The organism is Saliniferula longa, assembly GCF_050789285.1.
In the GTDB taxonomy this organism is placed as follows: Bacteria; Pseudomonadota; Alphaproteobacteria; order Rhodobacterales; family Rhodobacteraceae; genus CAVPWP01.
Genome location: NZ_JBOUVX010000002.1, coordinates 323392 through 347635, shown reverse-complemented (window position 1 = coordinate 347635; position 24244 = coordinate 323392). Strand labels below are relative to the sequence as shown.

The following is a 24244-nucleotide window of genomic DNA, read 5'->3' as shown; positions in this document are numbered from 1 at the left end:
CGCTCCTGTTGTAAGGGCGGATGCGCAGTGTTACCTGCCCGAAACCGAGGGAACAATCGGCTCCGATGTCCGACATGATCACGCTTCTGGGGATCGAGACAAGCTGCGACGACACGGCGGCCGCGGTCGTGCGCCTTTCCGATCGCGGCCCAGAAATCCTGTCGTCGGTCGTGTCCGGCCAGGCCGATCTGCATGCGGCCTTCGGCGGGGTCGTGCCCGAAATCGCCGCCCGTGCCCATGCCGAACGGATCGACCATGCGGCCGAGCGCGCGCTGAATGACGCCGGCACGCGCCTTTCGGACCTTGACGGGATCGCCGTGACCTCGGGGCCCGGGCTGATCGGCGGGCTTCTGTCCGGCGTGATGTTCGCCCGCGGCCTTGCCGCCGGAGCGGGACTGCCGCTTTTCCCGGTGAACCACCTGGCCGGTCATGCCCTGACGCCGCGGCTGACCGATGGCCTTGCGTTTCCCTATCTCATGCTTCTCGTTTCGGGCGGACATTGCCAGTTTCTTCGGGTCGAGGGCGCCGACGCCTTCCTTCGCCTTGGCGGAACGATCGACGACGCCCCGGGCGAGGCTTTCGACAAGACCGCGCGCATCCTTGGCCTGCCCCAGCCCGGCGGGCCGCATGTCGAAGTCTGCGCCGCAACGGGCGATCCGGTGCGGTTCGCCTTTCCGCGTCCGCTGCTTGACCGGCCGGGGTGCGATCTGTCCTTTTCCGGGCTCAAGACCGCGATCCTGCGGGCGCGCGACGCGCTTGTCGCGGACCAGGGCGGGCTGACGGAAGGGGATCGCGCCGATCTTTGCGCCGGCTTCCAGACGGCCGTGGCCGAGGTCCTGAGTGAAAAGTCGCGGCGGGCGATCGACGCTGCCGGGCCGGGGTTGACGGCTTTCGCGGTGGCCGGCGGCGTCGCTGCGAACGGCGCGATCCGGGACGGCCTTCGCACCGTCGCCCAGGCAACCGGCCTGCCCTTCGTCGCGCCGCCGCTCAGGCTGTGCACCGACAACGCCGCGATGATCGCCTGGGCCGGGATCGAGCGCATCCGCGCCGGTATCCCCCCCGAACACCACTTCGCGACCCGCCCGCGCTGGCCGCTTGATGCGACAAGCCCCGCGCTTCTGGGCGGCGGCAGGAAGGGAGCGAAGGCATGACCGGGGTCGCCATTCTCGGCGCGGGCGCCTTCGGCACGGCTTTGTCGATCACGCTGGGGGCGCTGGGGCCGGTCACGCTTTGGGCGCGCGATCACGACCAGGCGGCGCGGCTGCGCACAGACCGGCGCAACGATCGCCACCTTCCCGGGGCGGAGCTGCCCGAGACAGTCACGATCACGGCTGAAATTGCCGATATCGACGCGGATACCGTGCTTCTGGCGGTGCCGACGCAACTGCTTGACGCGTTCCTTTCGGCCCATGGCGCGGCCATCGATGGACGCCGGCTGGTTCTGTGCTGCAAGGGAGTCCACCTTGCCTCGGGGCTGCGGCCAAGCGCGCTTGTCGCCCGGTTCTGCCCCTCTTCGCCGCTTGCAGTGCTGACTGGCCCCAGCTTTGCCGCCGATATCGCGCGCGGCCTGCCGACCGCGCTGACCCTTGCCACGACGGATGACGGCGCGGATCTGCAGGCGCGGCTTTCGACGCCGACGCTGCGTCTTTACCTCAGCAACGACGTCATCGGGGCCGAACTTGGCGGTGCGCTGAAGAACGTCGTCGCGCTGGCGGCGGGCATCACGATCGGCGCCGGCCTTGCCGACAGCGCCCGCGCGGCCGTCGTGACCCGTGGTTTCGCCGAGATGACGCGCTTCGCAGTGGCCGCAGGGGCCCGGGCCGAGACGCTGGCCGGCCTGTCGGGCCTTGGCGACCTGATCCTGACCTGCACCTCCGAGAAATCGCGCAACTTCACCGCGGGCCTTGCGCTGGGCCGGGGCATGGGCCTTCCCGACGGCATCACCATCGAAGGCGTCGCCACGGCGCGCGCCGTTTCGGTTGGCGCGCAGGCCGCCGGGGTCGAGATGCCGCTGACCGACATGGTCGCGGCGGTGGTCGATGGGCGGATCACGGTCGATGACGCTGCCGCCGCCCTCATGGCCCGCCCGCTCAAGAAGGAGACCTGAACGATGCTCTACGCCCTGATCGCGCTCGACAAGCCCGGCGCGCTGCCCATCCGGCAGGAAAACCGCGCCGCCCATCTGGCCTATATCGACGCGACCGGTTGCGTCGCGCAGGCGGGCCCGTTCCTGAACGACGCCGGCGAGATGGTCGGCTCGCTGATCATTCTCGACCTTCCCGACATGGCCGCGGCCGAAGCCTGGGCCGCGGGCGATCCCTACGGCAAGGCCGGGCTGTTCGACAGCGTGACGATCCGTCCGTGGAAGCGGGTGATCGGCTGATGGCGTTCTGGCTTTTCAAGTCCGAACCCGACACGTGGAGTTGGGAGGACCAGAAGGCGAAAGGGTCCGCCGGCGAGGAATGGAACGGCGTGCGCAACTATCAGGCGCGCAACAACATGCGGGCGATGGCGCTGGGCGACCAAGGGTTCTTCTATCACTCGCAGACGGACAAGGCCGTGGTCGGCATCGTCGAGGTCTGCGCCGAGGCGCACCCCGACAGCACCACCGACGACCCGCGCTGGGAATGCGTGGACATCCGCGCGCTTCGCGACATGACGCGGCCCGTCACGCTTGAGATGTGCAAGGCCGACCCACGGCTGGCCGGGATGGTGCTGGTGAACAACTCGCGGCTGTCGGTGCAGCCCGTGACAGACGAAGAGTGGCGGATCATCTGCGCGCTTGGCGGTCTGACAGAGTGACCCCTATGGAATGAAAATGGAGGGTTCCGGACCTGCCGGAACCCTCCACCACCCCACGTGCCACGCTCACCGCACGCGTCTGATAAAGGGTCCGGCCATCCTGGCCTTCCGTCGTCAGTCCTACCGCAAAAGCGGGCCGCATGCCAAATGGAAAGCCCATAAAACTTGGCTCAATTCCGGCGGGCAACCCTGTCAGGGAAAGTCCCTGTCCCGGCCGAAGTGCTTGACCAGCATGTAATAGACGACCACGCGCTTCTTGGCCGGTTCGGACGGGCCGTACATCTCCAGAACGGTCTCGATCGCCTCGATGAGGTCCGGTCCCTCGTCGAGGCCAAGCTTGCGCATCAGGAAATTGCGCCCGATCCTTTCAAGGTCGGCGCGGTCCGTCGGGTCGACCGTCGCAGCGACGGGATCATAGATCAACGGGCCACAGGCGGCCGTCACCCGGTCAAGCAGCGCCATGTCGGGCTCGATCCCGCATTTCTCGCGAAGATCTTCGGCGTAAGTCGCGATCAGATCGTCCCGCCGCCCCATCCGTGCCCCCCTTGGCCCGGCCATGACGCAGGGTCAGGCAAACCCTACGCGGATTTGACCAACTTTGCTAACCCTTGGGAAACAGAAGCGTCACGACGAACCGCGCGCCCCAGCCCTCGGGTCCGCCCGGCGTCGAGTCCGCCCAATACCGCGCACCCGCCCCGAAACTGACGGGTTGGCTGCCAACCGTCGCCATCTTCGAAACAAGGGCGTTGATGGGAACGGACCAGTCCTCGGCTTCCCAATCGTAGGTCGACTCCGAATTCAGGGTGAAGGACCATGCCGTGGGCGTGGTGTAGGACACGAACGGTTGAAGGAAGGTCTGGTTGAGATCGGTGTCGCCGGTGAAATTGACGATGTGGTTGCCCAACGCGCCATAGGTCCATGGGCCCTGCTGGCGCAAGGCGACACCGGTGACGCCCCCGCCCCATTCCCCCAGTCCGAAGCTCGACCCCGACGAGGTCGGCAGAAGCAGAACCGGACCGACACCCCAGATCCAGCCGCCGGCGGTCGGCGCCTTGGGCGAGAAGAAGAAGCTTTGAACGGTATCTCCGAATCCAAGGTCCGAACCGGCACCCGGGGGAATCCCGTCGATCGACACGACGGGAAGGATCGTGCGCGAGATCAGGTTCCAGTCCTCGCCGATCGAAAAGGGGAACACGGGCTGGAGGTTCAGGGTCCAGCGTGATCCGCCGTCATCGGGGCCGATGTTGTCGTCGTAGTTCAGCTGGAAGGGAACGCTGACCAGGGCGGCGAGAGGGTTCGAAAGCTTCTTTGCAAGGTCCGACGCGCTTTGGGCGGAAGCGCCGCCCCCAGCCGCTGCGAAAGACACTGCAAGCGCCACAAATAGCGAACGCGACATGGCCAGCCCTCCGGATAAGACAGCCGAAGCTTCGCCTATCCGTGAGGGCTGGTCAACGACAGCGTCAATAGCGGTAGTGTTCCGGCTTGAACGGTCCCCCGGGCGCCACGCCGATGTAGTCGGCCTGGTCCGGACGCAGCATGGTCAGCTTTGCACCGACGCGACCCAGATGCAGCATCGCGACCTTCTCGTCGAGGTGCTTGGGCAGGATATAGACCTTGTTCTCGTACTCCCCGCCCTTCGTCCAAAGCTCGATCTGGGCGAGGACCTGGTTGGTGAAGCTGGCCGACATCACGAAGGACGGGTGGCCGGTGGCGTTGCCAAGGTTCAGAAGCCGGCCCTCGGACAGCAGGATGATCCGGTTGCCCGAGGGCATCTCGATCATGTCGACCTGGTCCTTGATGTTCGTCCACTTGTGGTTCTTCAGGCTGGCGACCTGGATCTCGTTGTCGAAGTGGCCGATGTTGCCGACGATCGCCATGTCCTTCATCTCGCGCAGATGCTCGATGCGGATGACGTCCTTGTTGCCGGTCGTGGTGATGAAGATGTCGGCGGTCTTCACCTCGTCTTCCAGAAGGGTCACTTCATAGCCGTCCATGGCGGCCTGAAGCGCGCAGATCGGGTCGACCTCGGTCACCTTCACCCGTGCTCCCGCGCCGCGCAGGCTGGCGGCAGACCCCTTGCCCACGTCGCCATAGCCGCAGACCACGGCGACCTTTCCGGCCATCATCGTGTCGGTCGCGCGGCGGATGCCGTCGACCAGCGATTCCTTGCAGCCGTACTTGTTGTCGAACTTCGACTTCGTGACGCTGTCGTTGACGTTGATCGCCGGGAAGGGCAGGTGCCCCTTCTCCATCATCTTGTAGAGGCGGTGAACGCCTGTCGTCGTTTCTTCCGAAACGCCCTTGATCATGTGCCGCTGCTTGATGAACCAGCCCGGGGTTTCGGCGATCCGCTTGCGGATCTGGGCAAACAGCGCCTCTTCCTCTTCGCTGGTGGGCACCGCGATCAGGTCGTCCTCGCCTTCCTCGACGCGCGCGCCCATCAGGATGTACAGCGTCGCGTCGCCGCCATCGTCAAGGATCATGTTCGCCCCGCCGTCCGGGAACTGGAAGATCTTGTCGGTATAGGCCCAGTAGTCGACGAGGGTTTCGCCCTTGATGGCGAAGACCGGCGTGCCGCCTTCGGCGATCGCCGCTGCAGCGTGGTCCTGGGTCGAGAAGATGTTGCACGACGCCCAGCGCACGTCCGCGCCAAGGGCGGTCAGCGTCTCGATCAAGACGGCAGTCTGGATCGTCATGTGAAGCGACCCGGCGATGCGCGCGCCCTTGAGCGGCTGCGCCGCCCCGTATTCCGCGCGCAACGCCATGAGGCCCGGCATCTCGGTCTCGGCGATCGCGATCTCCTTGCGGCCGAAATCGGCCAGAGAGATATCCTTGACGATGTAGTCCTGGGCCATTGTCCGCTCCTGCGAAAATCATCACTGTCGACGGGCGACATAGCCGGGCAGGGCGGCAAGTTCAACGGCACGCTGTTGCGCACAGGGGGTTGGCTGGGCTAGGCCCGGCCCGAGGCAGGGGACACCGGGGTCCAACGTGGCACGAACAGCACGGGCATGGCAGCGGATGCTTTCGGGGCGCAGGCTTGACCTGCTGGATCCGACCCCGGTCGACGTCGAGATCGAGGACATCGCGCACGGCCTTGCCTTCGTCGCCCGCTGGAACGGGCAGACCTTGGGCGACTGGCCCTATTCGGTGGCCGAGCATTCGCTGCTTGTGGAAGAGCTGTTCGGGGCCATGTCGCCCGGCCAGCCCCCGCGCTGGCGTCTGGCGGCGCTACTGCACGATGCGCCGGAATATGTCATCGGCGACATGATCTCGCCAGTAAAGGCGGCGGTGGGGCCGGGATACGGGGCGCTCGACGCGCGTCTGTCGGCGGCCGTGCACCTGCGGTTCGGCCTGCCGGCCGAGATCCCGGCGAACGTGAAGAAGGCGATCAAGGCGGCCGACAAGGTGTCGGCATGGCTCGAGGCGACGCAGATCGCAGGTTTCGAAAGGGACGAGGCGGATCGCTTTTTCGGCAAGCCGCCGGGACCCATCGTTCTTGGTCGGCGGATCACGCCGAGGCCGCCCGCGGAAGTGCGGGAAGCCTATCTGGCGCGGCATGCGGCGCTGATGGAATTGATCTGAGGCAGGGGTGGGCGGGCGCTTGCCGACCGCGCGGGCTACGAACTTTTCGCAGCGCTGCGCGGCCGGTTGCTGAGCGTCACTTGCGGACCTCGTTCGCGCGGTTGGACAGGCCCCGATTGGGGGCGGTGTCCCGCGGCGTGTGGCCATGCACGTCTCTCGGGGTCTCGTGACCCTGGGGGGCGGCGTCATGGCGGTGCCGGCTGCGCTCGAACGAACGGTCCATACGGGCGGCGATCAGCAGGGCTTCTCCGATAAGGTTAAACATCTTCTAGTCCTCCTGAAGATCGTGTGCCGTTGCTATATGGTGCGTTATCCGCCATATGCACGTCAGAAAACTTTCAGACTTGTTAGCAGAAGTTACATATGCGCCTGCCGTCCCTGACCGCCCTTCGCGCCTTCGAGGCCGCGGCCCGCACCGGTAGCTTTTCGGCCGCCGGGCGTGAGCTGAACGTCACCCATGCCGCGGTGGCGCAGCAGGTCCGCGCGCTCGAAGCCGGTCTGGGCGTGCCACTAGCCTTTCGCGACGGACGCGGGCTGGCCCTGACCGGCGAGGGCGCGCGGCTGGCGCAGACGCTCACCGACAGCTTCAAGGCGATCAGCACCGCGCTGACGGAAATCACCGCCGAGGACGAGGACCGCCCGTTGCGGCTGACGATCACGCCATCCTTCGCATCGAAGTGGCTGATGCCGCGGCTCGGCAAGTTCTGGCGCCAGCACCCCGAGATCGCCCTGACGCTCGACCCCGACGACCGGGTGCGCGACCTCAACCGGGACGGCTATGACCTTGCCATCCGCTATGGCAAGGGCGGCTGGCCGGGGGCCGAGGCCGAGATGTTCCTGCCGACCCAGGACGTGATCGTCGCCGCCCCGTCGCTCGCGGGCAACCGTGAGCGTCTGACCATCGAAGAGATGCAGGAGATGCCCTGGATCACCGAGGCCGGCTGGCCCGAACAGATGGCCTGGCTGCGCAGCCTCGGACTTGATCCCGACCGGCTCGACGTGACCGAGATGCCGACCGAGGAACTGGCGAACCTTGCCGCCCGCGAAGGGCTGGGGCTTTTCGTCGAGCTGACCGCCCTTGCCTCGGCCGACCTCAAGGCGGGGCGTCTGCGCATCGTCTATACCCCGCCGAAGGAAGGCGACTTCGGCTATTGGATCGTGACACGGCCGGGGCCGAAGAAACCTGCGCTGCGAACCTTCATTCGCTGGCTGAAGTCCGAGGCCTGAGCCTCAGGCCGCGGCGCAGACCCGACCCGCCGAGGCGCCCGTGACCTCGGTCCAGCCGACGAACGACCCGCGGTCGAACCAAAGCGTCAGGCCGTTGTCCCAGCGGGCGGCGGTCAGGGCACAGCCGGCGACCGCGCCACGAAAGGCCGGCGCCTCGCCCAGAAGGCGCGAGACCGCCGGGATCATCCCCGGCTCGGCCCGACCGAAGTCGATCCGCAGGGCCGTGCCGTTCGGCTGCAGCCCCAGCGCATCCGGCACCAGTCCGACGGCTGCCGCCCGGTTCGACGCGGGCGAGGGCCCGGACGACGGCGCGCAGGCGGCAAGCAGCACAAGCGCTGCGACCCCTGCGGTGGACCTGATCACTTGGGGCTGCGCTTGGCGAGGATGCGCTGCAAGGTGCGGCGGTGCATGTTCAGCCGCCGCGCCGTCTCGGACACGTTGCGGTCGCACAGTTCATAGACGCGCTGGATGTGCTCCCACCGCACGCGATCGGCCGACATCGGGTTCTCCGGCGGCGGCGGCAGGGCGTCGCCGTCCGACAGAAGGGCGGCGGTGATGTCGTTGGCGTCGGCAGGCTTCGACAGGTAGTCCGTCGCGCCGATCTTGACCGCCGCCACTGCGGTGGCGATCGCGCCATAGCCTGTCAGAACCACCACCCGGCTGTCGGGGCGGCGTTCGCGGATCGTCTCGACCACGTCAAGACCGTTGCCGTCCTCAAGCCGAAGGTCCACGACGGCGTAGGCAGGGGGACGCGCCGTCGCGACCGCCTTGCCGCCGGCCACGCTTTCCGCGGTTTCGACGTCGAATCCGCGCTTTTCCATCGCCCGCGCAAGCCGTTTCAGAAACGGCTCGTCGTCGTCCACGATCAGAAGGGACTTGTCCCCGACGATGTCGATTTGCGCGTCCTCGGCCATGCGGTCCCCTTCAGCGATTTTCGCTGTCAGCAAGGGACGATAGGGCGACTGGGGTCCTGCGTCAAATTGCATCACGAGGCAGTGACGAAGCAGGCAATGCTTTCGGCCATCTCCTCGGGCGAGGCGTCGCGCCGGTAGAACTCGGCGAAGCCCACGCCGGGCAGCATGAGGTAGGTGAAGGTCGAATGATCGACGAGGTAGAACTCGTCGTCTCCGTCCTGCTTGCGGTAGTAGGTCTTGAAGGCCTGGCTGGCGGCCTTGACCTGCTCGTCCGTGCCGGTGAGGCCGATCATGTTCGGGTGCATGTTGGCGGCGAAGTTGCCCACGGCCTCGGGCGTGTCGCGCTCGGGGTCGATCGAGATGAAGACGGGCGTGACCGGAATCCCCATCTCTTCGAGGATGTCCACGGCAAGGGCGTTTCGCGCAACGTCGAAGGGGCAAACATCCGGGCAGAAGGTATAGCCGAAGTAGATCAGCGTCGGACCGGTGATGATGTCGGCGTCGGTCACGCTTTGACCTTCGGAATTGACAAGCGTGAAGGGCCCGCCAATGTCGCCGGTTCCGCCCGCGACAGCGGACGACCGGCATTGGGCAAACTGGTCGTCCGGCGCCCGCAGCATGGTGTAGGCAAGCGTCCCACCCACGGCAGCAGCGATTGCGGCGACGGCCAGCCCGGCATAGAGTTTCATCATTCTGCGTCTCCCCTGCGGTCGAGTGCGACATGGACCGACGGCGCGCCCGGCGCAAGCGGACAAACCGGCGCGGGAGCACCGCAGAGATAGGCGAGGCCATGAGCGATCCAACACCCCTTGTGTTCAGCGAACACCGCCGATCGAACTGGGTCCGGCTGCGCACACTGATCGTGCTGCGCTGGATCGCCGTGGCGGGTCAGCTTGTGACACTGACCGCCGCGCAGCGGATCTTCGGCCTCGATCTCGAGCTTGGCCTGTGCTTCCTGGCGATCGGCGCGGCGATCACTGCCAACCTCGTGGCGATCTTCGTCTATCCCGAGAACAAGCGGCTAAGCGAGAACGAGGTGGCGATGATGCTGCTGTTCGACATCTCGCAGCTGTCGTTCCTGCTGTTCCTCACGGGCGGGCTGCACAATCCCTTCGCGCTTCTGATCCTGGCGCCGGTCACGATCTCGGCCACGGCGCTGAACCCCCGAACGACCGTGGTTCTTGGCACGGTCGCGATCGCGCTGATCAGCTTTGTGGCGCGCTACAACCTGCCGCTTCGGACGCAAGGCGGCGAGGTCATGCAGATGCCCGAGGACTTCGTGCTGGGCTTCTGGATCGCCATCGTGATCGGCATCGTGTTCCTTGCGGCCTATGCCCAGCGCGTCACCGCCGAACTTCATGCGATGTCGGATGCGCTGGCGGCCACGCAGATGGCGCTTGAGCGTGAGCAGAAGCTGACCGACCTCGGCGGCGTCGTCGCCGCCGCCGCGCACGAGCTTGGAACGCCGCTGGCGACGATCAAGCTGGCCAGTTCGGAACTGGGCGAGGAACTGGCCGACCAGCCCGAGCTTCTGGCCGACGTCGACCTGATCCGCGAACAGGCGGACCGCTGCCGCGACATCCTTCGGTCGATGGGCCGGGCCGGCAAGGACGACCTGCACCTGCGTCACGCACCGATCGGCACCGTCGTGCGCGAGGCCGCAGACCCCCACAAGGATCGCGGCAAGGAGATCCACTACGACATCGCCCCGATCGACGGCGGCGACGCCCGCCAGCCGGTGATCGAACGGCGCCCCGAGGTCATCCACGGGCTGCGCAACCTTGTCCAGAACGCCGTCGACTTTGCGGAAGCGAACGTCTGGATCGACATCGGGTGGAGCAGCTCGCGCATCCTCGTGCGGATCGTCGACGATGGGCGGGGGTTTCCGCCGCAAGTGCTGGGCCGCATCGGCGATCCGTTCGTGCGCAGCCGCCGGGAAGACAGCGCGAAGGACGAACGCCGCCCGGCCTATGAAGGCATGGGGCTGGGGTTGTTCATCGCCAAGACCCTGCTGGAACGGTCCGGGGCGGAACTGACCTTCGCCAATGGGCGCGATCCCTTCTCGGCGCCCCCTCAACCAGGGGACCGGTCGGGCGCGATCGTGGAATGCGTCTGGCCACGGCGCGTCCTGTCGCCTGCCGAACAGCCAGACCGCCGCGCGCTGGGCCAGAACCGGCCAATCCAGATCTGACCGGGCGCGTCGTGGCCCGGCACGCGGCACTTTACCTTTGATTAACCATTACCGCTGAAGACTTCGGCAGGGCAGGGGTGATCAGTCAGGGGAGCATCGTGATCCTTCCGCAAGTCTTCGATGTGGCCCTTCATGCGGTAACGGCCTTCGCGGCGGCGGCGCTGGCGTTGGCCCTTCTGGCGGCGCTTGATCTTCGGGGCCGCGCGGACCGCCGGTCGATCCTGGCGCAGACGGACGATCGCACCGTCTTTCTTTTCGACGACGACGGCCTTGTCGATGCCACACCCGACGCCCGGCGCCTTCTGGGCGCGGCGCCGGGCGAAGGCGCAGACTGGACGCGGCTGATGTCGCTGTTGTCGCCGCGCTTTCCCGGCCTTGAAGCCGCGCTCGAGGCGCTGCCGGAACAGGGCGCTGTTCATCGGGCGGGCGAAGACGGCGGGCTGCGCCTTTGCGCGGAACTTCGCGGCACGCTCATCCGCCTGTCGCTGTACGATCCGGACGCGCCGAATGTGCCCGTGACGATCGACGCCCAAAGCCTCGATGCGATGGAACGCGAACTTCAGTCCCTGCGCGCCATCGCCGAACAGACGCACTTCCTGATCTGGCGGCAGACGCCGGACGGACGCATCATCTGGGTCAACCGTGCCTATCTCGACACCGTCGAACGCCTGCACGGGCCCGATGTGGCCGGCATCTGGCCGCCGCCCGCATTGTTCGAAACCTCGCGCCTCGCGGCCGGACAGATGCGGCCGTCGCGGCGCGTGTCGCTGACCCGGCCCGGACTGACCCGGATCGACTGGTTCGAGTGCCACGCTGCGCCGCTGGGCGAGGACGTTCTGTTCACCGCGGTCGACGCCAACCCGACCGTCGTGGCCGAGGACCAGCTGCGCGAGTTCATGCAGACCCTGACCAAGACCTTTGCGCATCTGACCATCGGCCTTGCCGTCTTCGACAGGGCGCGGCGGCTTGCGCTGTTCAATCCGGCCCTGACCGACCTGACCGGTCTGCCGGTCGACTTCCTGACCGGGCGTCCGACCCTGTTCGGCTTTCTCGACAAGCTGCGCGAACGCCACATGATCCCGGAACCCAAGGACTACAAGGGCTGGCGACGCCGCCTCGTCGAGCTTGAGGCCGCTGCCGCCGACGGAAGCTATGCCGAGACGTGGTCGCTTCCGCATGGGCTGACCTACCGCGTCACCGGGCGACCCCATCCGGACGGCGCGGTGGCCTTCCTGTTCGAGGATATCTCGGCCGAGATCTCGCTGACGCGCCGCTTCCGGTCCGAGCTCGAGATCGGTCAGGGGGCGCTTGACGCCATGGACGACGCCATCGCGGTCTTTTCGGGGGGCGGCATCCTGATCCTTGCGAACGCCGCCTATGCCCGTCTTTGGGGCGACGACCCAGACACGTCGCTCAGCGATATCGACGTGCTGCACGCCACCCGCCGCTGGATGGAGCTGACCGCCCCGACCCCGGTCTGGGGCGACCTGCGCGACTTCATCACCCGCACCCATGACCGGTCCGACTGGTCGGCCGACATCCGCCTGAAGGACGGCCGATCGGTCACCTGCCGGGTCGCCCCGATCTCGAGCGGTGCGACCATGGTCCGGTTCCAGCAGGGCGCCGAGGCCGAGGCCCCGCGCAAGGCAATCGCGGCCTCGCGTCCCGCGTGATGCGGCCTTGCGGGTCTGCCGTGGCAGCGGCAGACTGCGCGCATGCCTGCCGAAGCGACGCATCCGCGCCTTGTCCTGTCCAGCCCTGACGCGACCGCCGCCCTTGCCCGGCGGCTTGCGCCACAGCTGCGGCCCGGCGACGTGATCCTCCTCGAAGGGCCGATCGGTGCGGGCAAGACCCACTTCGCCCGGGCGCTGATATCGTCCCGGCTGGAAAGCGGGGGGCGAGCCGAGGATATCCCCTCGCCGACCTATACGCTTGTCCAGACCTACGACGACGGCGTGGCCGAAATCTGGCACGCCGATCTCTATCGCCTGTCCGGCCCGGACGAGGTCGTGGAGCTTGGCCTGACCGAGGCCTTCGACACCGCGATCTGCCTTGTCGAATGGCCCGACCGACTTGACCCGACCGCTGCGCCCACGGCGCTGCGACTGACGCTTGCTACCGCAGCCGAGGAGAACGCGCGCCTCGTCACGGTCAGCGGCGGCTCGGACCGTCTGCGCCGGGCCTTCGAGCGCGCCATGGACGCAGCGCATGACTGACCGCGCCACCGCCATCGAGGGATTTGTTTCCCGCGCGGGCTGGGCCGATGCGGTGCGCCGGCCGCTTGCCGGCGATGCCTCGACCCGCCGATACGAACGCCTCAGCCAGCCCGATGGCAGGACGACGGTGCTGATGGACGCGGGCGGGGACGGTGCCGGGACGACCCGCTTCTGCCGCATCGCGCGCCATCTCCAAGGGCTTGGCCTCACTGCTCCCACGATCCTTGCCGAAGATCACGGCGCCGGCCTGCTGCTTCTCGAAGATCTGGGCGACGCCGTCTTCGCGCGGGTGCTCGACCGCGACCGTTCGGGCGAAAGTCGTCTCTATTCCAGCGCAATCGACGCGCTTGCGGCCATGGCCACGGCACCGGTGCCCGGCGATCTGCCGGTCTTCCGCGCGCCGCAACTGGTCGCCACGGCGGCAGCCGCGGTCGGCTGGTATCCCGGGGTGAGCGAGACCGCAGGCCAGTCGATCCTGGGTGCCTTGGCCGAGTCTCTTGCCCCGCTCGATGCCGTGCCCCGCCGGCTTTGCCTGCGCGATTTCCACGCCGAGAACCTGATCTGGCTGCCCGAACGCAAGGGTGTGCAGCGGGCCGGAATCCTCGATTTCCAGGACGCCGTCGCGGGGCATCCGGCCTATGACCTGGTGTCGCTGCTCACCGACGCCCGCCGCGACGTGGCCCCGGCGACGCGAACCGAGATGACGGCGCGGTTCCTTGCCGCGGCGGGCCTTGATCCGGCGCGCTTCGCCGCCGATTTTGCCACCCTGTCGGCGCAGCGCAACCTGCGCATCCTGACCCAGTTCGCGCGCCTTGCGATCCGCGACGGAAAGCCGGGGTATCTGCCGCTGATGCCACGGGTCTGGGGCAACCTGATCCTTGCCCTTGAACACCCCGATCTGGCCCGCCTCAAGGCCGAGGTCGCCGCAGCGATCCGTCCGCCCGATACCACCGTTCTTGCCGAGATCCGTGCCGCATGCGTCCCGTCATGATCTTTGGCGCGGGCTTCGGAACCCGCATGGGCGCATTGACAGCCGCGCGCCCGAAACCCCTGATCGAGGTCGCGGGTGTGACTCTTCTGGACCGCGCCCGGGCGCTTGCGCACGAGTCCGGCCATTCCCCGGTGGTGGTCAATACCCACTACAAGGCCGAGGCGATGGCGCGTCACCTTGCAGGCACCGACGTGCGCCTGTCGCCGGAGGCCCCGCGCATTCTGGATACCGGGGGCGGGCTGCGTCACGCGCTGCCGCTGCTGGGCGATGGTCCCGTCGCGACGCTGAACCCCGATTGCGTCTGGTCCGGCCCGAACCCCCTACGCGTTCTGGAAGGCGCCTGGGACCCGGCGCGCATGGGCGCGCTGCTGCTTGTCGTTCCCTTGGGGCGGAGCCACGCGCACGAAGGGACAGGCGACTTCGATCTGGCTGACGACGGACGGCTTCGGCGCAAGGGGCCATACGTCTATACCGGGGCGCAGATCCTTGACCCCGCCGGCCTTGGAGAGATCGCGGACGAGGTGTTTTCGCTGAACCTTCTGTGGAACCGGCTGGCCACCGAACGGCGGCTCTTCGGCGTCGTCTATCCCGGGCGCTGGTGCGACGTCGGGCATCCCGCGGGCATTCAGGCGGCCGAGGCGCTTCTTGGGCAGGGTCCCGGCGGTGAGGCCGATGTTTGAGCCCACCCCGGCCCCGCGCGTCTTCGGGATGCCGCCGGGCGTCGACTTCCCCCGGGCGCTGGCGCGGGGCCTCATCGACCGGCTTCGCGACGCCCCGCCCGAGGCTCTGGCCCGGGTCGAGATCATCGTGAACACCGAGCGCATGGGGCGTCGCCTGTCCGAGCTTTTCGCACAGATGCGTCCTGGCCTTCTGCCGCGCATCACCCCTGTCGCACGCCTGCCCGACCGGTTCCCGACCCCCGGTCTGCCGTCGCGCCGCGCACCGCTTCGCCGCAAGCTTGACCTTGCCCGCCTCATCGGCGCGCTTCTGGACATCCAGCCCGACCTTGCGCCGCGGCACGCGGTCCATAGCCTTGCCGATGGCCTGGCCGACCTCTTCGACGAGGTGCTGGGCGAAGGCGTGTCGCCCGACGCCGTGCTTGCCCTTCCGGTCGACGATATGTCCGGCCACTGGACACGCAGTCTGACCTTTCTGCGGATCGTGCGTGACTATCTGGAGACGGCTGACGGCGACGCACAGGACGACGCCGCGCGAAATCGCGCGACCGTGGCCGGGCTTGCCGCGCGCTGGGCGCTGAACCCGCCAGAGACCCCCGTGATCGTCGCGGGCTCGACCGGGTCGCGGGGCACGACCGCGATGCTGATGCAGGCGGTGGCGCGGCTGCCGCAGGGGGCGCTGGTTCTGCCTGGATTCGACTTCTGCCTTCCGGACGATGTCTGGGCCGCCCTCGGCCCCGAGGCCGAAGACCACCCGCAGGCGCGGTTCGCGCGCCTGCTGTCGGGACTCGGCCTGCCGCCCAGGGCAGTCGCCCGCTGGAACGCCGAGACGGGCGATGCGTTGCGCAACGCCCTTGTCTCTCTGGCGCTGCGTCCAGCCCCGGTGACCGACCAGTGGCTGCGCGACGGGCCCGGTCTTGGCCCGCTTGGCCGCGCGACGGACGCGCTGTCGCTGATCGAGGCGCCATCGCCCAGGATCGAGGCGCAGGCGATCGCACTTTGCCTGCGCAAGGCAGCCGAGGATGGGCAGACCGCGGCGCTGGTTTCGCCCGACCGGACGCTGACACGACAGGTGACGGCGGCGCTGGGACGCTGGGGGATCGAACCCGATGACAGCGCCGGTCGGCCGCTTGCCCTGTCCGCGCCCGGACGGCTTCTGCGCCATGTGGCGGGCCTGATCGGACGGCGCATGACCTCGCAGGATCTGATCGTCCTTCTCAAGCATCCACTGGTCGCCACCGGAGCCGCGTCGAGGGGCGGCCATCTGTTGCTGACGCGCGAACTGGAGCTTCACCTGAGGAAGACGTGGACCGCCTTTCCGGACGCGGGCATCCTGCGTCACTGGGCAGAAGATCGCGACGACAGGACGCGCGCCTTGGTGGACTGGATCGTCGCGGCCCTTGATGGACTTGCGGAGTTGCGGGCGGCCCCGCTTGGCGCCCTCCTCGACCACCACGTCGCGGTGGCCGAAGCGCTTGCCGCCGGACCGGGCGGGGGTGGCTCGGGCGGGCTTTGGCAGAAACAGCCGGGCGAGGCTGCGCGCGCCGCGATCGACGACCTGCGCGCCGCAGCCACTGCACAGGACGAGATGACGGTCGCCGACTACCGCGCGCTTCTCGACTCGGTCCTGCAATCGCGTGAGGTGCGCGATCCGGTGGCGCCGCACGCCGGGATCATGATCTGGGGCACGCTCGAGGCGCGGGTGCAGGGTGCCGATCTGGTGATCCTTGGCGGCCTGAACGATGGCGTCTGGCCCGAGCATCCGGCGCCGGACCCCTGGCTCAATCGTGCGATGCGGCGGCAGGTGGGGCTTTTGCTGCCAGAGCGCAACATCGGGCTGTCGGCCCACGACTTCCAGCAGGCGATCGCCGCGAAAGAGGTGGTGCTGAGCCGCGCGCGCCGGGACGCCGATTCGGAAACCGTGCCGTCGCGCTGGCTGAACCGGCTGACAAACCTTTTGTCGGGGCTTCCGGACCAGGGCGGGCCGGAAGCCCTTGGCCGGATGCGGGCGCGCGGCGCGCGGTGGGTGCGGTCGGCCGTGGCCCTTGAACACCGCGCCGCGCCTGTTCCGGCCGCGCCGCGCCCGTCGCCTCGCCCCCCCGTCGAAGCCCGCCCCCGCAAGCTGTCCGTCACCGAGATCGAAAGGCTCTTGCGCGATCCTTACGCGATCTACGCCCGTCGGGTGCTGGGGCTGCGCCGTCTTGACGCGCTGTCCCGCGCGCCGGACGCGGCGCTGCGCGGAACGGTCATGCATGAAATCGTGGAACGAATGCTGATCGCGATCCGCGACGGCCGCTTCGACCCGACAGCGCCCGAGGCTGCCGGTCGGATATCGGCAATCGCGGAGGCCGTCCTGGACGAACTTGTTCCCTGGCCCGCGACGCGCCGTCTGTGGCGGGGCCGGTTCCTTCGGGTCGTGCCGCGCCTTCTTGACGGAGAGGCGCGACGGCTTGCGGAGGGCGTTCCCTTTCCGCCCGAGCGTGAAGGGACGCTTGTGTTCGCCGATCTGGGCTTTGCCCTGACGGGCAAGGCCGACCGCATCGACCGGCGGCACGACGGCACGCTGGCGATCTATGACTACAAGACCGGCGGCGTGCCCGCGGAAAAGGTGGTGCGGTTCTTCAACCGCCAGCTTCCGCTCGAGGCGGTGATGGCCGAATCCGGCGCATTCGAGGGCGTTCCGGCCGAAACAGTGACGATTCTCGGCTACATCGCCCTTGGCCCCTCGGCCAGCGACCGGGCATTCGCCCCAGCCGACGAGTATGGCACCGGGCGCGTCGGTGCCGAGCTTCGAAATCTGGTCACGGCCTACCGCGACCGTGCGCGGGGCTACACCTCGCGCCGGGCGGTCGCGACGACGACGTTCGACGGCGACTTCGACCAGCTTGCGCGCTTCGGCGAATGGGACGAAAGCGACCCCCCCGCGGGCGAGGATGTCGGATGACCCCGCCGAACGAAGCGACCCTGCGCCAGCATCAGGCGGCCGCGCCCGATCGGTCGACCTGGCTTGCCGCGAACGCCGGGTCGGGAAAGACGCGGGTGCTGACCGACCGGGTGGCCCGGCTTCTGCTGGAAGGCGTCGATCCTCAGAACATCCTTTGCCTGACCTACACCAAGGCGGCCGCGGCCGAGATGCAGAACCGGCTTCTGGGGCGCCTGGGCGCCTGGGCGATGCTGGACGATGCCGCGCTGACGCGAGCCCTGGCCGAGATCGGCGTGGCCGAGCTGGATGATCTTGGGCGGGCGCGGACGCTGTTCGCGCGCGCGCTCGAGACGCCGGGCGGGCTGAAGATCCAGACCATTCACGCGTTCTGCGCCTCGATCCTGCGGCGGTTTCCGCTTGAGGCCGGCGTGTCGCCGCAGTTCACCGAGATCGACGACGCCCAGACCCGCGCGCTTCTGTCCGAGGTCCTCGAAGCGCTGGCCGAAGGCCCGGCACGCGGGAGGCTGGACGCGATCGCGCAGCAGATGTCGGTCGAGACGCTCGAGGATCTGGGGCGCGAGGTCCTGTCGAACCGGGACGGATTCGCGCGCCCCCTTGGCCGAGACGAGGCCCTTGCCCTTTTCGACCTGCCCCCCGGGTTCGACCTGTCCCGCGTCGAACACGCGGCCTTCGCGCCGGGCGATGCCGCGCTTCTGTCGGCGCTTGTCCCGGTGCTGGCAGCGGGAAGTCCGACCGATCAGAAGGCGGGCGAACGGCTTTCACCGCTTGCCGGCCGGCCGCTGACCGTCGACGATCTGCAGGTTCTGGAAGGGGTCCTTCTTTTCGGCGAGGGGGCAAAGGCGCCCTTCGGATCGAAGGCGGGGGCCTTTCCGACCAAGGCCACGCGGCTGGCCCTTGGGTCCGTGACCCAGACGCTTGACGACCTGATGGACCGCATCGCCACCGCCCGGCCCCTTCGCCTGGCTCTGGCCGCCGCCGAGAAGACCCGTGTCGTTCACGACTTCGCCGCCGCGTTCCTGCCGGCCTACGATCGCGCCAAGGCGGACCGGGGCTGGCTTGATTTCGACGACTTAATCGCGCGGACGCGCGCCCTTCTGCGACATGCGCCAGCCGCGGCATGGGTGCTTTACAAGCTTGACGGAGGGATCGACCACATTCTTGTCGACGAGGCGCAGGACACCAGCCCGGCGCAATGGGACGTCATCGCAGCCCTCGCCGAAGAGATCGCGGCAGGGGCGGGCTCGCGGCCCGATGCGCCACGGACGCTTTTCGTGGTCGGTGACAAGAAGCAGTCGATCTATTCGTTCCAGGGCGCGCGCCCCGAGGCCTTCGAGGACATGCACGGGCTTTTCCGCGATCGACTACGGGGGAACGGCGGCCTTCAGCGGCTGCAACTTCAATATTCCTTCCGCTCGTCGGCGGCGGTCCTTTCGGCCGTCGACCGCACCTATCGCCTCGACGACGACGGGCAGGACGGCCAGCGCCATCGCGCCTTCAACGCGGCGCTTCCCGGACGGGTCGATCTGTGGCCGGTGATGCCGCCGGAAAGCATCGAAGACCCCGACGATTGGTGGAACCCGATCGACCTTCAGGGCGCGGACCATCACAACGTCCGGCTGGCCCGGGCCATCGCCGACTTCATCCGCGACACCATCGCGACCGGCACCCTGCCCGAGAAGGACGGCACGCGGCGGCCGGTTCACGCGGGGGATTTCCTTGTCCTTGTGCAACGCCGGACAAGCGGACTTTTCAACGCGCTGATCCATGCCTGCAAGGCCGCGGGCCTGCCGATCGCCGGGGCCGACCGGCTTCGGCTTTCGGCGGAACTTGCGGTGCGCGACGTGCTTTCCGTGCTGCGGTTCCTTGCCCTGCCCGAGGATGACCTCGCACTGGCCGAGGCACTGCGTTCGCCCCTTCTGGGCTGGTCGGAAGATGCGCTTTTCCGCCTCGCGCATGGGCGTGACGGCTATCTCTGGGTCGCGCTTCGACAGGCGCGGGACCGCCATCCCGAAACGATCGCGTTTCTCGAGCCGCTTCTGGACAAGGCGGATTACCAGCGCCCCTACGAACTTGTGGAAGAGATCCTGACTGGCCTGGGTGGGCGCGAAAAGCTGATCGCGCGGATGGGCGCCGAAGTCGAGGACGGGCTGGACGAACTTCTGAACCAGACCCTGCGCTATGAGATGACCGAAGTTCCAAGCCTGACCGGCTTTCTTGACTGGCAGCAGTCGGGCGAAGTCGAGGTGAAGCGGCAGGCCGAGGGCGCGGGCGCGCAGATGCGCGTGATGACGGTTCATGGCGCGAAGGGGCTCGAGTCGCCGATCGTGATCCTGCCGGACACATTGCGGACCGACCGCGAGCGGCGCAGCGAACTTGTCATGGCCGGCGACACGGCGCTGTGGCGCGTGTCATCGGCGGAAAGCCCCCCCGCCATCGCCAAGGCGCGGCGCACGGCCGCCGAAGCCGATCAGGCCGAACGGCGGCGGCTGCTGTATGTCGCGATGACGCGGGCCGAGCGGTGGCTGGTGGTCTGCGGCGCGGGCGAGCGCAAGCCCGACGGCGCCACCTGGTACGACGAGATCGAGCGCGGCCTGACCGAGGCCGGGGCCGTCCCCCACCCGATGCCCACGGGCGAGGGCCTGCGTCTGGCCCATGGTGACTGGTCGGCGGGCCCGTTGGTCAGTGCCCCGACCGGCACCGACGCGGGCGGCTCGATCGACGACTGGATGACGCGCCGCGCCGAGCCCGCCCAGCGCGCGGCACGACCGCTGTCGCCGTCGGACCTGGGCGGCGCGAAGGTCCTGCCCGGGGAAGGCGTCGAAGGCGACCCGGCCGCGATGGAGCGCGGCACGATTCTGCACGCCCTTCTCGAACACCTGCCCGGATGCCCCATCGGAATGCGGGCCAGCCTTGCCCAAGCCGTCCTCGATGGATTGGGCCTGCCGCTTGTGTCGGTCGAGGGCGACGTTCTTGTTGCGCATGCGCTGCGCCTGATCGACGACCCCGCCCTTGCCCACGTCTTCGCCGACGGAACGCTGGCCGAGGTTCCTATCTTCGGGCATCCCGAGGGCCTGGGCGGGCGGGCGGTGGCCGGCACGATCGACCGGCTGCTGGTGGCCCCTGAAACGGTGCTTGCCGTCGACTACAAGTCGAACCGGCTGGTCCCCGATCGGGTCGAGGACACGCCGGAAGGTCTGCTGCGGCAGATGGGCGCCTATGCCGCGCTTCTGGCCGGGGCCTATCCTGGCCGGCGGATCGAGACGGCAATCCTGTGGATGGCCACCGGCCGGCTCATGCCGCTGCCGCACGAGATGGTGATGGAAGCCTTCCGGCGGACCGCCATATCTTGACGGCCGCATCTTGACGTCGCAGGACCGGGTTCATACCTTCCCGCCCTGTTCCGGGATTCCAAGGAGAACTGCCATGGGCACCGTCGCCGTCACCGACGCAACCTTCGACGCCGAGGTCCGCCAGTCGGACATCCCCGTGGTCGTCGATTTCTGGGCCGAATGGTGTGGCCCCTGCAAGCAGATCGGTCCCGCGCTTGAAGAACTCAGCGCCGAATTCGCGGGCCGCGTGAAGATCGTGAAGGTCAACGTGGACGAAAACCCGAACTCGCCCGCACAGATGGGCGTGCGGGGCATCCCGGCCTTGTTCCTGTTCAAGGACGGTCAGGTCGTCTCGAACAAGATCGGCGCCGCGCCCAAGGCCGCGCTGCAGAACTGGATCGAAAGCGCCGTCTGACGCGCGCAGGGCCTGGCGCCGCGGTCGCCGGGCCTAGACCTGCCACCCGGCACGACGGGCGGCCGCAAGGATCTGTTCTTCGGCCCCGTCACTTCCTGCGCCGATCGCGTTCTTCTTGAGAAACCACCAAAGGTAGCGCGCCGTGTCAGGGGCGGGCGCGGAAAGGCGGCTCAGCGCGCCCTCGACCCCAAGCTCTTCCACCTTCGCGGCGATGTGGTGGAAATCGATCCGGGCGAAAAGCACCGCCGGCACACCAAGAAAATAGCCCGTGAAGGCCACGGCCGAGTTCTGGCAGACGACGGCCGCGCAATGGTGCAGGACCCTGTCGCTGCGCACCTCGGACAGGCTGAGGTTCGGCAACGTCTGGGCGAGGCGACCCAGGCCGTCACGTTCGGCGGGGGTATAGGCGTACTTCGGGTGAAGGGTGGCCACGACCGGCGTGGTGGGCCGGGCGCGGCAGACGGCCTCGACCATCGCAAGGGGCGACATGGTCTGAAAGCGCCGGTGATCCAGAAGCCGGCCCTGCAACGGAATGAACAGCCGATCGCCTTCGGTCCGGTTCATTGTTGCGGCGCCGAAAAGCTCGGCCCGCCAACGGCGAAGGAACCGCAGCGCCTCGTCCCCGTCGACGCTTGCCGGGTCGAAATCCTGTCGCGCGACGTCGAAGTCCCACCGCTTTTCGGTCGGCTCGAGCCGCCAGAACGCCCCGACATAGGCGCGCCGAAGGACCAGTCCGCGCGAATCGACGGGGTCGGTCGCGTGAACGATGCTGTGGGCCCCCGCCGCCCGGGTGCGCAGGCGTTCGACCAGGGTGTCCTCGGCGAAGGTCACGTCGAAGCCCGCACCCCGGAAGGCCTGGACGATGCGGTTGGTCATCGCGTGGCGGCCATCGCGCGCTCGGACGTGAAGCCCCTGCGGGTAGAGAATCCGAAGCGATCCGCGCGTGCCCATCCCCCGCCTTATCGGCAGCAAGCGCCATCGCCACAAGCCGGGTGCTTGCCCCGCGACGACGCGGCGTCCATATACCGCCGGACATCGGATGGAGCAACAGATGAGCCAGAACGACTTTCCCGGCTGGCATGGCACGACGATCATCGGCGTCCGCAAGGGCGGACACGTGGTGATCGCGGGCGACGGCCAGGTGAGCCTTGGGCAAACCGTGATCAAGGGCAGTGCGCGTAAAGTGCGGCGCCTGCGCCCCGGCGGGCACGAGGTCGTCGCAGGGTTCGCGGGGTCGACGGCCGATGCCTTTACGCTGCTCGAGCGGCTCGAGGCAAAGCTCGAGTCAACGCCGGGCCAGTTGCAGCGCGCCTGCGTCGAGCTGGCGAAGGACTGGCGAACGGACAAGTACCTTCAGAAACTCGAGGCGATGCTGATCGTCACCGACGGGGCCGAGCTCTACGTGGTGACCGGTGCAGGAGACGTGCTGGAACCCGAACACGACGTGACCGCAATCGGGTCTGGAGGCAACTACGCCCTTGCGGCCGCACGCGCCCTGATCGACAGCGACCTGTCGGCAGAAGACGTGGCGCGCAAGGCGATGGCGATCGCCGCCGACATCTGCGTCTACACGAACGGCAACCTAACGGTGGAGACGATCTCGAAATGACCGACCTCACACCCCGCGAAATCGTGTCCGAGCTGGACCGCTTCATCATCGGCCAGCGCGACGCCAAGCGCGCGGTCGCCGTGGCGCTGCGCAACCGTTGGCGGCGGCGGCAGTTGCCCGACGACCTGCGCGACGAGGTCTATCCCAAGAACATCCTGATGATCGGCCCCACCGGGGTCGGAAAGACCGAAATCTCGCGGAGGCTGGCGAAGCTGGCCCGCGCTCCCTTCCTTAAGGTCGAGGCGACGAAGTTCACCGAGGTCGGCTATGTCGGCCGGGACGTCGAGCAGATCGTGCGCGATCTGGTCGAGGCCGCGATCACCATGACGCGCGAACAGATGCGCGACGAGGTCAAGGCCAAGGCGCAGGCCAACGCCGAGACCCGCGTGATCGAGGCCGTCGCCGGCACGGATGCGCGCAGCCAGACGCGCGAGATGTTCCGCGAAAAGCTGCGGCGCGGCGACCTTGACGACACGGTGATCGAGCTTGAGGTCGCCGACACCTCGACGCCTTTCCCGATGATGGAGATGCCGGGCATGGCGCCGGGACAGGGCGGGATGATGAACCTTGGCGACCTGTTCGGAAAGGCCTTCGGCGGTCGCCGCGTCCGCAAGCGCATGACCGTGGCCGACAGTTATGAGGTGCTTCTGCGCGAAGAGGCCGACAAGCTGCTGGACGAAGAGACGGTCACGAAGACCGCGCTTTCCGCCACGGAAGAGAACGGCATCGTCTTTCTGGACGAGATCGACAAGGTGACGGCGCGGGCCGAGACGCGCGGCGCCGACGTCAGCCGTGAAGGCGTGCAGCGGGACCTGCTGCCGCTGATCGAAGGCACGACCGTCAGCACCAAGTACGGGCCGGTGAAGACCGACCATATCCTGTTCATCGCCTCTGGCGCGTTCCACATCGCGAAGCCTTCGGACCTGCTGCCCGAGCTTCAGGGCCGGTTGCCGATCAGGGTCGAGCTTCGCGCCCTGACCGAAGCGGATTTCGTCCGCATCCTGACCGAGACCGAGAACGCGCTGACCCGGCAATATGCAGCGCTGATGGGCACCGAAGAGGTCGCCGTGACCTTCACCGAAGACGGGATCGCGGCTTTGGCGAAGATCGCGGCGGACGTGAACCGGACGATCGAGAACATCGGCGCCCGGCGCCTTTACACGGTGATGGAGCGGGTCTTCGAAGAGCTGTCCTTTACCGCGCCCGACCGCGCCGGTGAGGCGGTCGTCGTCGATGCGGCCTTCGTCGATACGAACCTGGGCGAGCTTCTGAAATCCACGGACATGAGCCGCTACGTTCTCTGACCGCCAAGGGGACTTTTCTTTTCACGGGAAGGCGCAGAGA

Annotated in this window: 24 protein-coding genes; 16 read left to right on the top strand and 8 right to left on the bottom strand. The window is 68.0% G+C overall.

All coding sequences use genetic code 11. The annotated features are described in order from the left end of the window. Positions 1–65 precede the first annotated feature (65 nt). Genes tsaD through ACRDNQ_RS08200 form a run of 4 tightly spaced genes read left to right on the top strand, consistent with a single transcriptional unit; the run spans position 66 to position 2802 of the window. Positions 66–1151: a tRNA (adenosine(37)-N6)-threonylcarbamoyltransferase complex transferase subunit TsaD gene (gene tsaD, locus ACRDNQ_RS08215; RefSeq protein ID WP_431828169.1), complete on the top strand. Its 1086-nt coding sequence runs from the start codon at positions 66–68 to the stop codon at positions 1149–1151. Next, complete coding sequence (locus ACRDNQ_RS08210) at positions 1148–2107, top strand: NAD(P)H-dependent glycerol-3-phosphate dehydrogenase (RefSeq protein WP_431828168.1); 960 nt, start codon at positions 1148–1150, stop codon at positions 2105–2107. The genes tsaD and ACRDNQ_RS08210 overlap by 4 nt, the downstream gene beginning before the upstream one ends. 3 nt (positions 2108–2110) lie before the next feature. Then, the gene (locus ACRDNQ_RS08205; protein WP_431828167.1) at positions 2111–2383 is read left to right on the top strand and encodes a YciI family protein; all 273 of its coding nucleotides are present in this window, start codon (positions 2111–2113) and stop codon (positions 2381–2383) included. Further along, on the top strand, positions 2383–2802 hold the full coding sequence (locus ACRDNQ_RS08200; protein WP_431828166.1) for an EVE domain-containing protein: 420 nt from the start codon (positions 2383–2385) through the stop codon (positions 2800–2802). Before ACRDNQ_RS08205 ends, ACRDNQ_RS08200 begins: the two co-directional genes overlap by 1 nt. A gap of 192 nt (positions 2803–2994) precedes the next feature. On the opposite strand, the gene ACRDNQ_RS08195 is transcribed toward ACRDNQ_RS08200, so the two are convergent. From ACRDNQ_RS08195 to ahcY, 3 genes are all read right to left on the bottom strand, one after another. Next, positions 2995–3336 (bottom strand): DUF2853 family protein, encoded by a 342-nt coding sequence (locus tag ACRDNQ_RS08195; protein WP_431829091.1) that lies wholly within the window; start codon positions 3334–3336, stop codon positions 2995–2997. Between the two features lie 67 nt (positions 3337–3403). Continuing rightward, positions 3404–4198 (bottom strand): transporter, encoded by a 795-nt coding sequence (locus tag ACRDNQ_RS08190; RefSeq protein ID WP_431828165.1) that lies wholly within the window; start codon positions 4196–4198, stop codon positions 3404–3406. A 64-nt stretch (positions 4199–4262) separates the two neighbouring features. Continuing rightward, entirely contained in the window at positions 4263–5657 is a 1395-nt protein-coding gene (ahcY, locus tag ACRDNQ_RS08185) for an adenosylhomocysteinase (protein WP_431828164.1), read from the bottom strand. Positions 5658–5823: 166 nt separating this feature from the next. Here ahcY and ACRDNQ_RS08180 point away from each other — a divergent pair, with 166 nt between their 5' ends. After that, positions 5824–6387 (top strand): HD domain-containing protein, encoded by a 564-nt coding sequence (locus ACRDNQ_RS08180; protein WP_431829090.1) that lies wholly within the window; start codon positions 5824–5826, stop codon positions 6385–6387. Between the two features lie 76 nt (positions 6388–6463). Here ACRDNQ_RS08180 and ACRDNQ_RS08175 read toward each other — a convergent pair whose 3' ends face one another. Then, positions 6464–6652 (bottom strand): hypothetical protein, encoded by a 189-nt coding sequence (locus ACRDNQ_RS08175; protein WP_431828163.1) that lies wholly within the window; start codon positions 6650–6652, stop codon positions 6464–6466. A 98-nt stretch (positions 6653–6750) separates the two neighbouring features. On the opposite strand from ACRDNQ_RS08175, the gene ACRDNQ_RS08170 reads away from it, so the two are divergent. After that, positions 6751–7614, top strand: coding sequence for a LysR family transcriptional regulator (locus tag ACRDNQ_RS08170; RefSeq protein ID WP_431828162.1), 864 nt, complete (start codon positions 6751–6753; stop codon positions 7612–7614). A 3-nt stretch (positions 7615–7617) separates the two neighbouring features. On the opposite strand, the gene ACRDNQ_RS08165 is transcribed toward ACRDNQ_RS08170, so the two are convergent. From ACRDNQ_RS08165 to ACRDNQ_RS08155, 3 genes are all read right to left on the bottom strand, one after another. Beyond that, positions 7618–7977 (bottom strand): hypothetical protein, encoded by a 360-nt coding sequence (locus ACRDNQ_RS08165; protein ID WP_431828161.1) that lies wholly within the window; start codon positions 7975–7977, stop codon positions 7618–7620. Continuing rightward, positions 7974–8528, bottom strand: a complete 555-nt coding sequence (locus tag ACRDNQ_RS08160; protein ID WP_431828160.1) for an ActR/PrrA/RegA family redox response regulator transcription factor — start codon at positions 8526–8528, stop codon at positions 7974–7976. The genes ACRDNQ_RS08165 and ACRDNQ_RS08160 overlap by 4 nt, the downstream gene beginning before the upstream one ends. Before the next feature lie 71 nt (positions 8529–8599). Then, a complete protein-coding gene (locus ACRDNQ_RS08155; protein ID WP_431828159.1) occupies positions 8600–9220 on the bottom strand; it encodes an SCO family protein in 621 nt (206 codons plus the stop codon). 98 nt (positions 9221–9318) lie between these two features. Between ACRDNQ_RS08155 and regB the strand changes: the two genes are divergently transcribed. The 8 genes from regB (at position 9319) to trxA (ending at position 21291) form a co-directional block, all read left to right on the top strand. Beyond that, the gene (regB, locus tag ACRDNQ_RS08150) at positions 9319–10719 is read left to right on the top strand and encodes a sensor histidine kinase RegB (protein WP_431828158.1); all 1401 of its coding nucleotides are present in this window, start codon (positions 9319–9321) and stop codon (positions 10717–10719) included. A gap of 98 nt (positions 10720–10817) precedes the next feature. Continuing rightward, positions 10818–12392: a PAS domain-containing protein gene (locus tag ACRDNQ_RS08145; RefSeq protein WP_431828157.1), complete on the top strand. Its 1575-nt coding sequence runs from the start codon at positions 10818–10820 to the stop codon at positions 12390–12392. Positions 12393–12434: 42 nt separating this feature from the next. Continuing rightward, positions 12435–12935 (top strand): tRNA (adenosine(37)-N6)-threonylcarbamoyltransferase complex ATPase subunit type 1 TsaE, encoded by a 501-nt coding sequence (tsaE, locus tag ACRDNQ_RS08140; RefSeq protein WP_431828156.1) that lies wholly within the window; start codon positions 12435–12437, stop codon positions 12933–12935. Further along, a complete protein-coding gene (locus ACRDNQ_RS08135; protein WP_431828155.1) occupies positions 12928–13926 on the top strand; it encodes an aminoglycoside phosphotransferase family protein in 999 nt (332 codons plus the stop codon). The genes tsaE and ACRDNQ_RS08135 overlap by 8 nt, the downstream gene beginning before the upstream one ends. Before the next feature lie 26 nt (positions 13927–13952). Further along, the gene (locus ACRDNQ_RS08130) at positions 13953–14606 is read left to right on the top strand and encodes a nucleotidyltransferase family protein (RefSeq protein WP_431828154.1); all 654 of its coding nucleotides are present in this window, start codon (positions 13953–13955) and stop codon (positions 14604–14606) included. Then, the gene (gene addB, locus ACRDNQ_RS08125) at positions 14599–17547 is read left to right on the top strand and encodes a double-strand break repair protein AddB (RefSeq protein WP_431828153.1); all 2949 of its coding nucleotides are present in this window, start codon (positions 14599–14601) and stop codon (positions 17545–17547) included. Before ACRDNQ_RS08130 ends, addB begins: the two co-directional genes overlap by 8 nt. Continuing rightward, positions 17544–20897 (top strand): double-strand break repair helicase AddA, encoded by a 3354-nt coding sequence (gene addA, locus ACRDNQ_RS08120; RefSeq protein ID WP_431828152.1) that lies wholly within the window; start codon positions 17544–17546, stop codon positions 20895–20897. Before addB ends, addA begins: the two co-directional genes overlap by 4 nt. A 73-nt stretch (positions 20898–20970) precedes the next feature. Continuing rightward, on the top strand, positions 20971–21291 hold the full coding sequence (gene trxA, locus ACRDNQ_RS08115) for a thioredoxin (RefSeq protein ID WP_431828151.1): 321 nt from the start codon (positions 20971–20973) through the stop codon (positions 21289–21291). Between the two features lie 33 nt (positions 21292–21324). Here trxA and ACRDNQ_RS08110 read toward each other — a convergent pair whose 3' ends face one another. After that, positions 21325–22242, bottom strand: a complete 918-nt coding sequence (locus ACRDNQ_RS08110) for a hypothetical protein (protein WP_431828150.1) — start codon at positions 22240–22242, stop codon at positions 21325–21327. A 100-nt stretch (positions 22243–22342) separates the two neighbouring features. On the opposite strand from ACRDNQ_RS08110, the gene hslV reads away from it, so the two are divergent. Both hslV and hslU read left to right on the top strand, forming a co-directional pair. Next, positions 22343–22900 (top strand): ATP-dependent protease subunit HslV, encoded by a 558-nt coding sequence (hslV, locus tag ACRDNQ_RS08105; RefSeq protein WP_431828149.1) that lies wholly within the window; start codon positions 22343–22345, stop codon positions 22898–22900. Then, positions 22897–24204, top strand: coding sequence for an ATP-dependent protease ATPase subunit HslU (hslU, locus tag ACRDNQ_RS08100; RefSeq protein ID WP_431828148.1), 1308 nt, complete (start codon positions 22897–22899; stop codon positions 24202–24204). The genes hslV and hslU overlap by 4 nt, the downstream gene beginning before the upstream one ends. Positions 24205–24244 lie beyond the last annotated feature (40 nt).

Bases quoted from the DNA above. Each gene is read 5' to 3' on its own strand.
- ahcY (WP_431828164.1), bottom strand. From the start codon at position 5,657: ATGGCCCAGGACTACATCGTCAAGGATATCTCTCTGGCCGATTTCGGC.
- regB (WP_431828158.1), top strand. From the start codon at position 9,319: ATGAGCGATCCAACACCCCTTGTGTTCAGCGAACACCGCCGATCGAAC.
- tsaD (WP_431828169.1), top strand. From the start codon at position 66: ATGTCCGACATGATCACGCTTCTGGGGATCGAGACAAGCTGCGACGAC.
- ACRDNQ_RS08170 (WP_431828162.1), top strand. From the start codon at position 6,751: ATGCGCCTGCCGTCCCTGACCGCCCTTCGCGCCTTCGAGGCCGCGGCC.
- ACRDNQ_RS08195 (WP_431829091.1), bottom strand. From the start codon at position 3,336: ATGGGGCGGCGGGACGATCTGATCGCGACTTACGCCGAAGATCTTCGC.
- ACRDNQ_RS08175 (WP_431828163.1), bottom strand. From the start codon at position 6,652: ATGTTTAACCTTATCGGAGAAGCCCTGCTGATCGCCGCCCGTATGGAC.
- ACRDNQ_RS08130 (WP_431828154.1), top strand. From the start codon at position 13,953: ATGGGCGCATTGACAGCCGCGCGCCCGAAACCCCTGATCGAGGTCGCG.
- ACRDNQ_RS08180 (WP_431829090.1), top strand. From the start codon at position 5,824: ATGCTTTCGGGGCGCAGGCTTGACCTGCTGGATCCGACCCCGGTCGAC.
- ACRDNQ_RS08190 (WP_431828165.1), bottom strand. From the start codon at position 4,198: ATGTCGCGTTCGCTATTTGTGGCGCTTGCAGTGTCTTTCGCAGCGGCT.
- tsaE (WP_431828156.1), top strand. From the start codon at position 12,435: ATGCCTGCCGAAGCGACGCATCCGCGCCTTGTCCTGTCCAGCCCTGAC.
- addA (WP_431828152.1), top strand. From the start codon at position 17,544: ATGACCCCGCCGAACGAAGCGACCCTGCGCCAGCATCAGGCGGCCGCG.
- addB (WP_431828153.1), top strand. From the start codon at position 14,599: ATGTTTGAGCCCACCCCGGCCCCGCGCGTCTTCGGGATGCCGCCGGGC.
- ACRDNQ_RS08200 (WP_431828166.1), top strand. From the start codon at position 2,383: ATGGCGTTCTGGCTTTTCAAGTCCGAACCCGACACGTGGAGTTGGGAG.
- ACRDNQ_RS08155 (WP_431828159.1), bottom strand. From the start codon at position 9,220: ATGATGAAACTCTATGCCGGGCTGGCCGTCGCCGCAATCGCTGCTGCC.
- ACRDNQ_RS08210 (WP_431828168.1), top strand. From the start codon at position 1,148: ATGACCGGGGTCGCCATTCTCGGCGCGGGCGCCTTCGGCACGGCTTTG.
- ACRDNQ_RS08205 (WP_431828167.1), top strand. From the start codon at position 2,111: ATGCTCTACGCCCTGATCGCGCTCGACAAGCCCGGCGCGCTGCCCATC.
- hslU (WP_431828148.1), top strand. From the start codon at position 22,897: ATGACCGACCTCACACCCCGCGAAATCGTGTCCGAGCTGGACCGCTTC.
- ACRDNQ_RS08135 (WP_431828155.1), top strand. From the start codon at position 12,928: ATGACTGACCGCGCCACCGCCATCGAGGGATTTGTTTCCCGCGCGGGC.
- hslV (WP_431828149.1), top strand. From the start codon at position 22,343: ATGAGCCAGAACGACTTTCCCGGCTGGCATGGCACGACGATCATCGGC.
- ACRDNQ_RS08110 (WP_431828150.1), bottom strand. From the start codon at position 22,242: ATGGGCACGCGCGGATCGCTTCGGATTCTCTACCCGCAGGGGCTTCAC.
- ACRDNQ_RS08160 (WP_431828160.1), bottom strand. From the start codon at position 8,528: ATGGCCGAGGACGCGCAAATCGACATCGTCGGGGACAAGTCCCTTCTG.
- trxA (WP_431828151.1), top strand. From the start codon at position 20,971: ATGGGCACCGTCGCCGTCACCGACGCAACCTTCGACGCCGAGGTCCGC.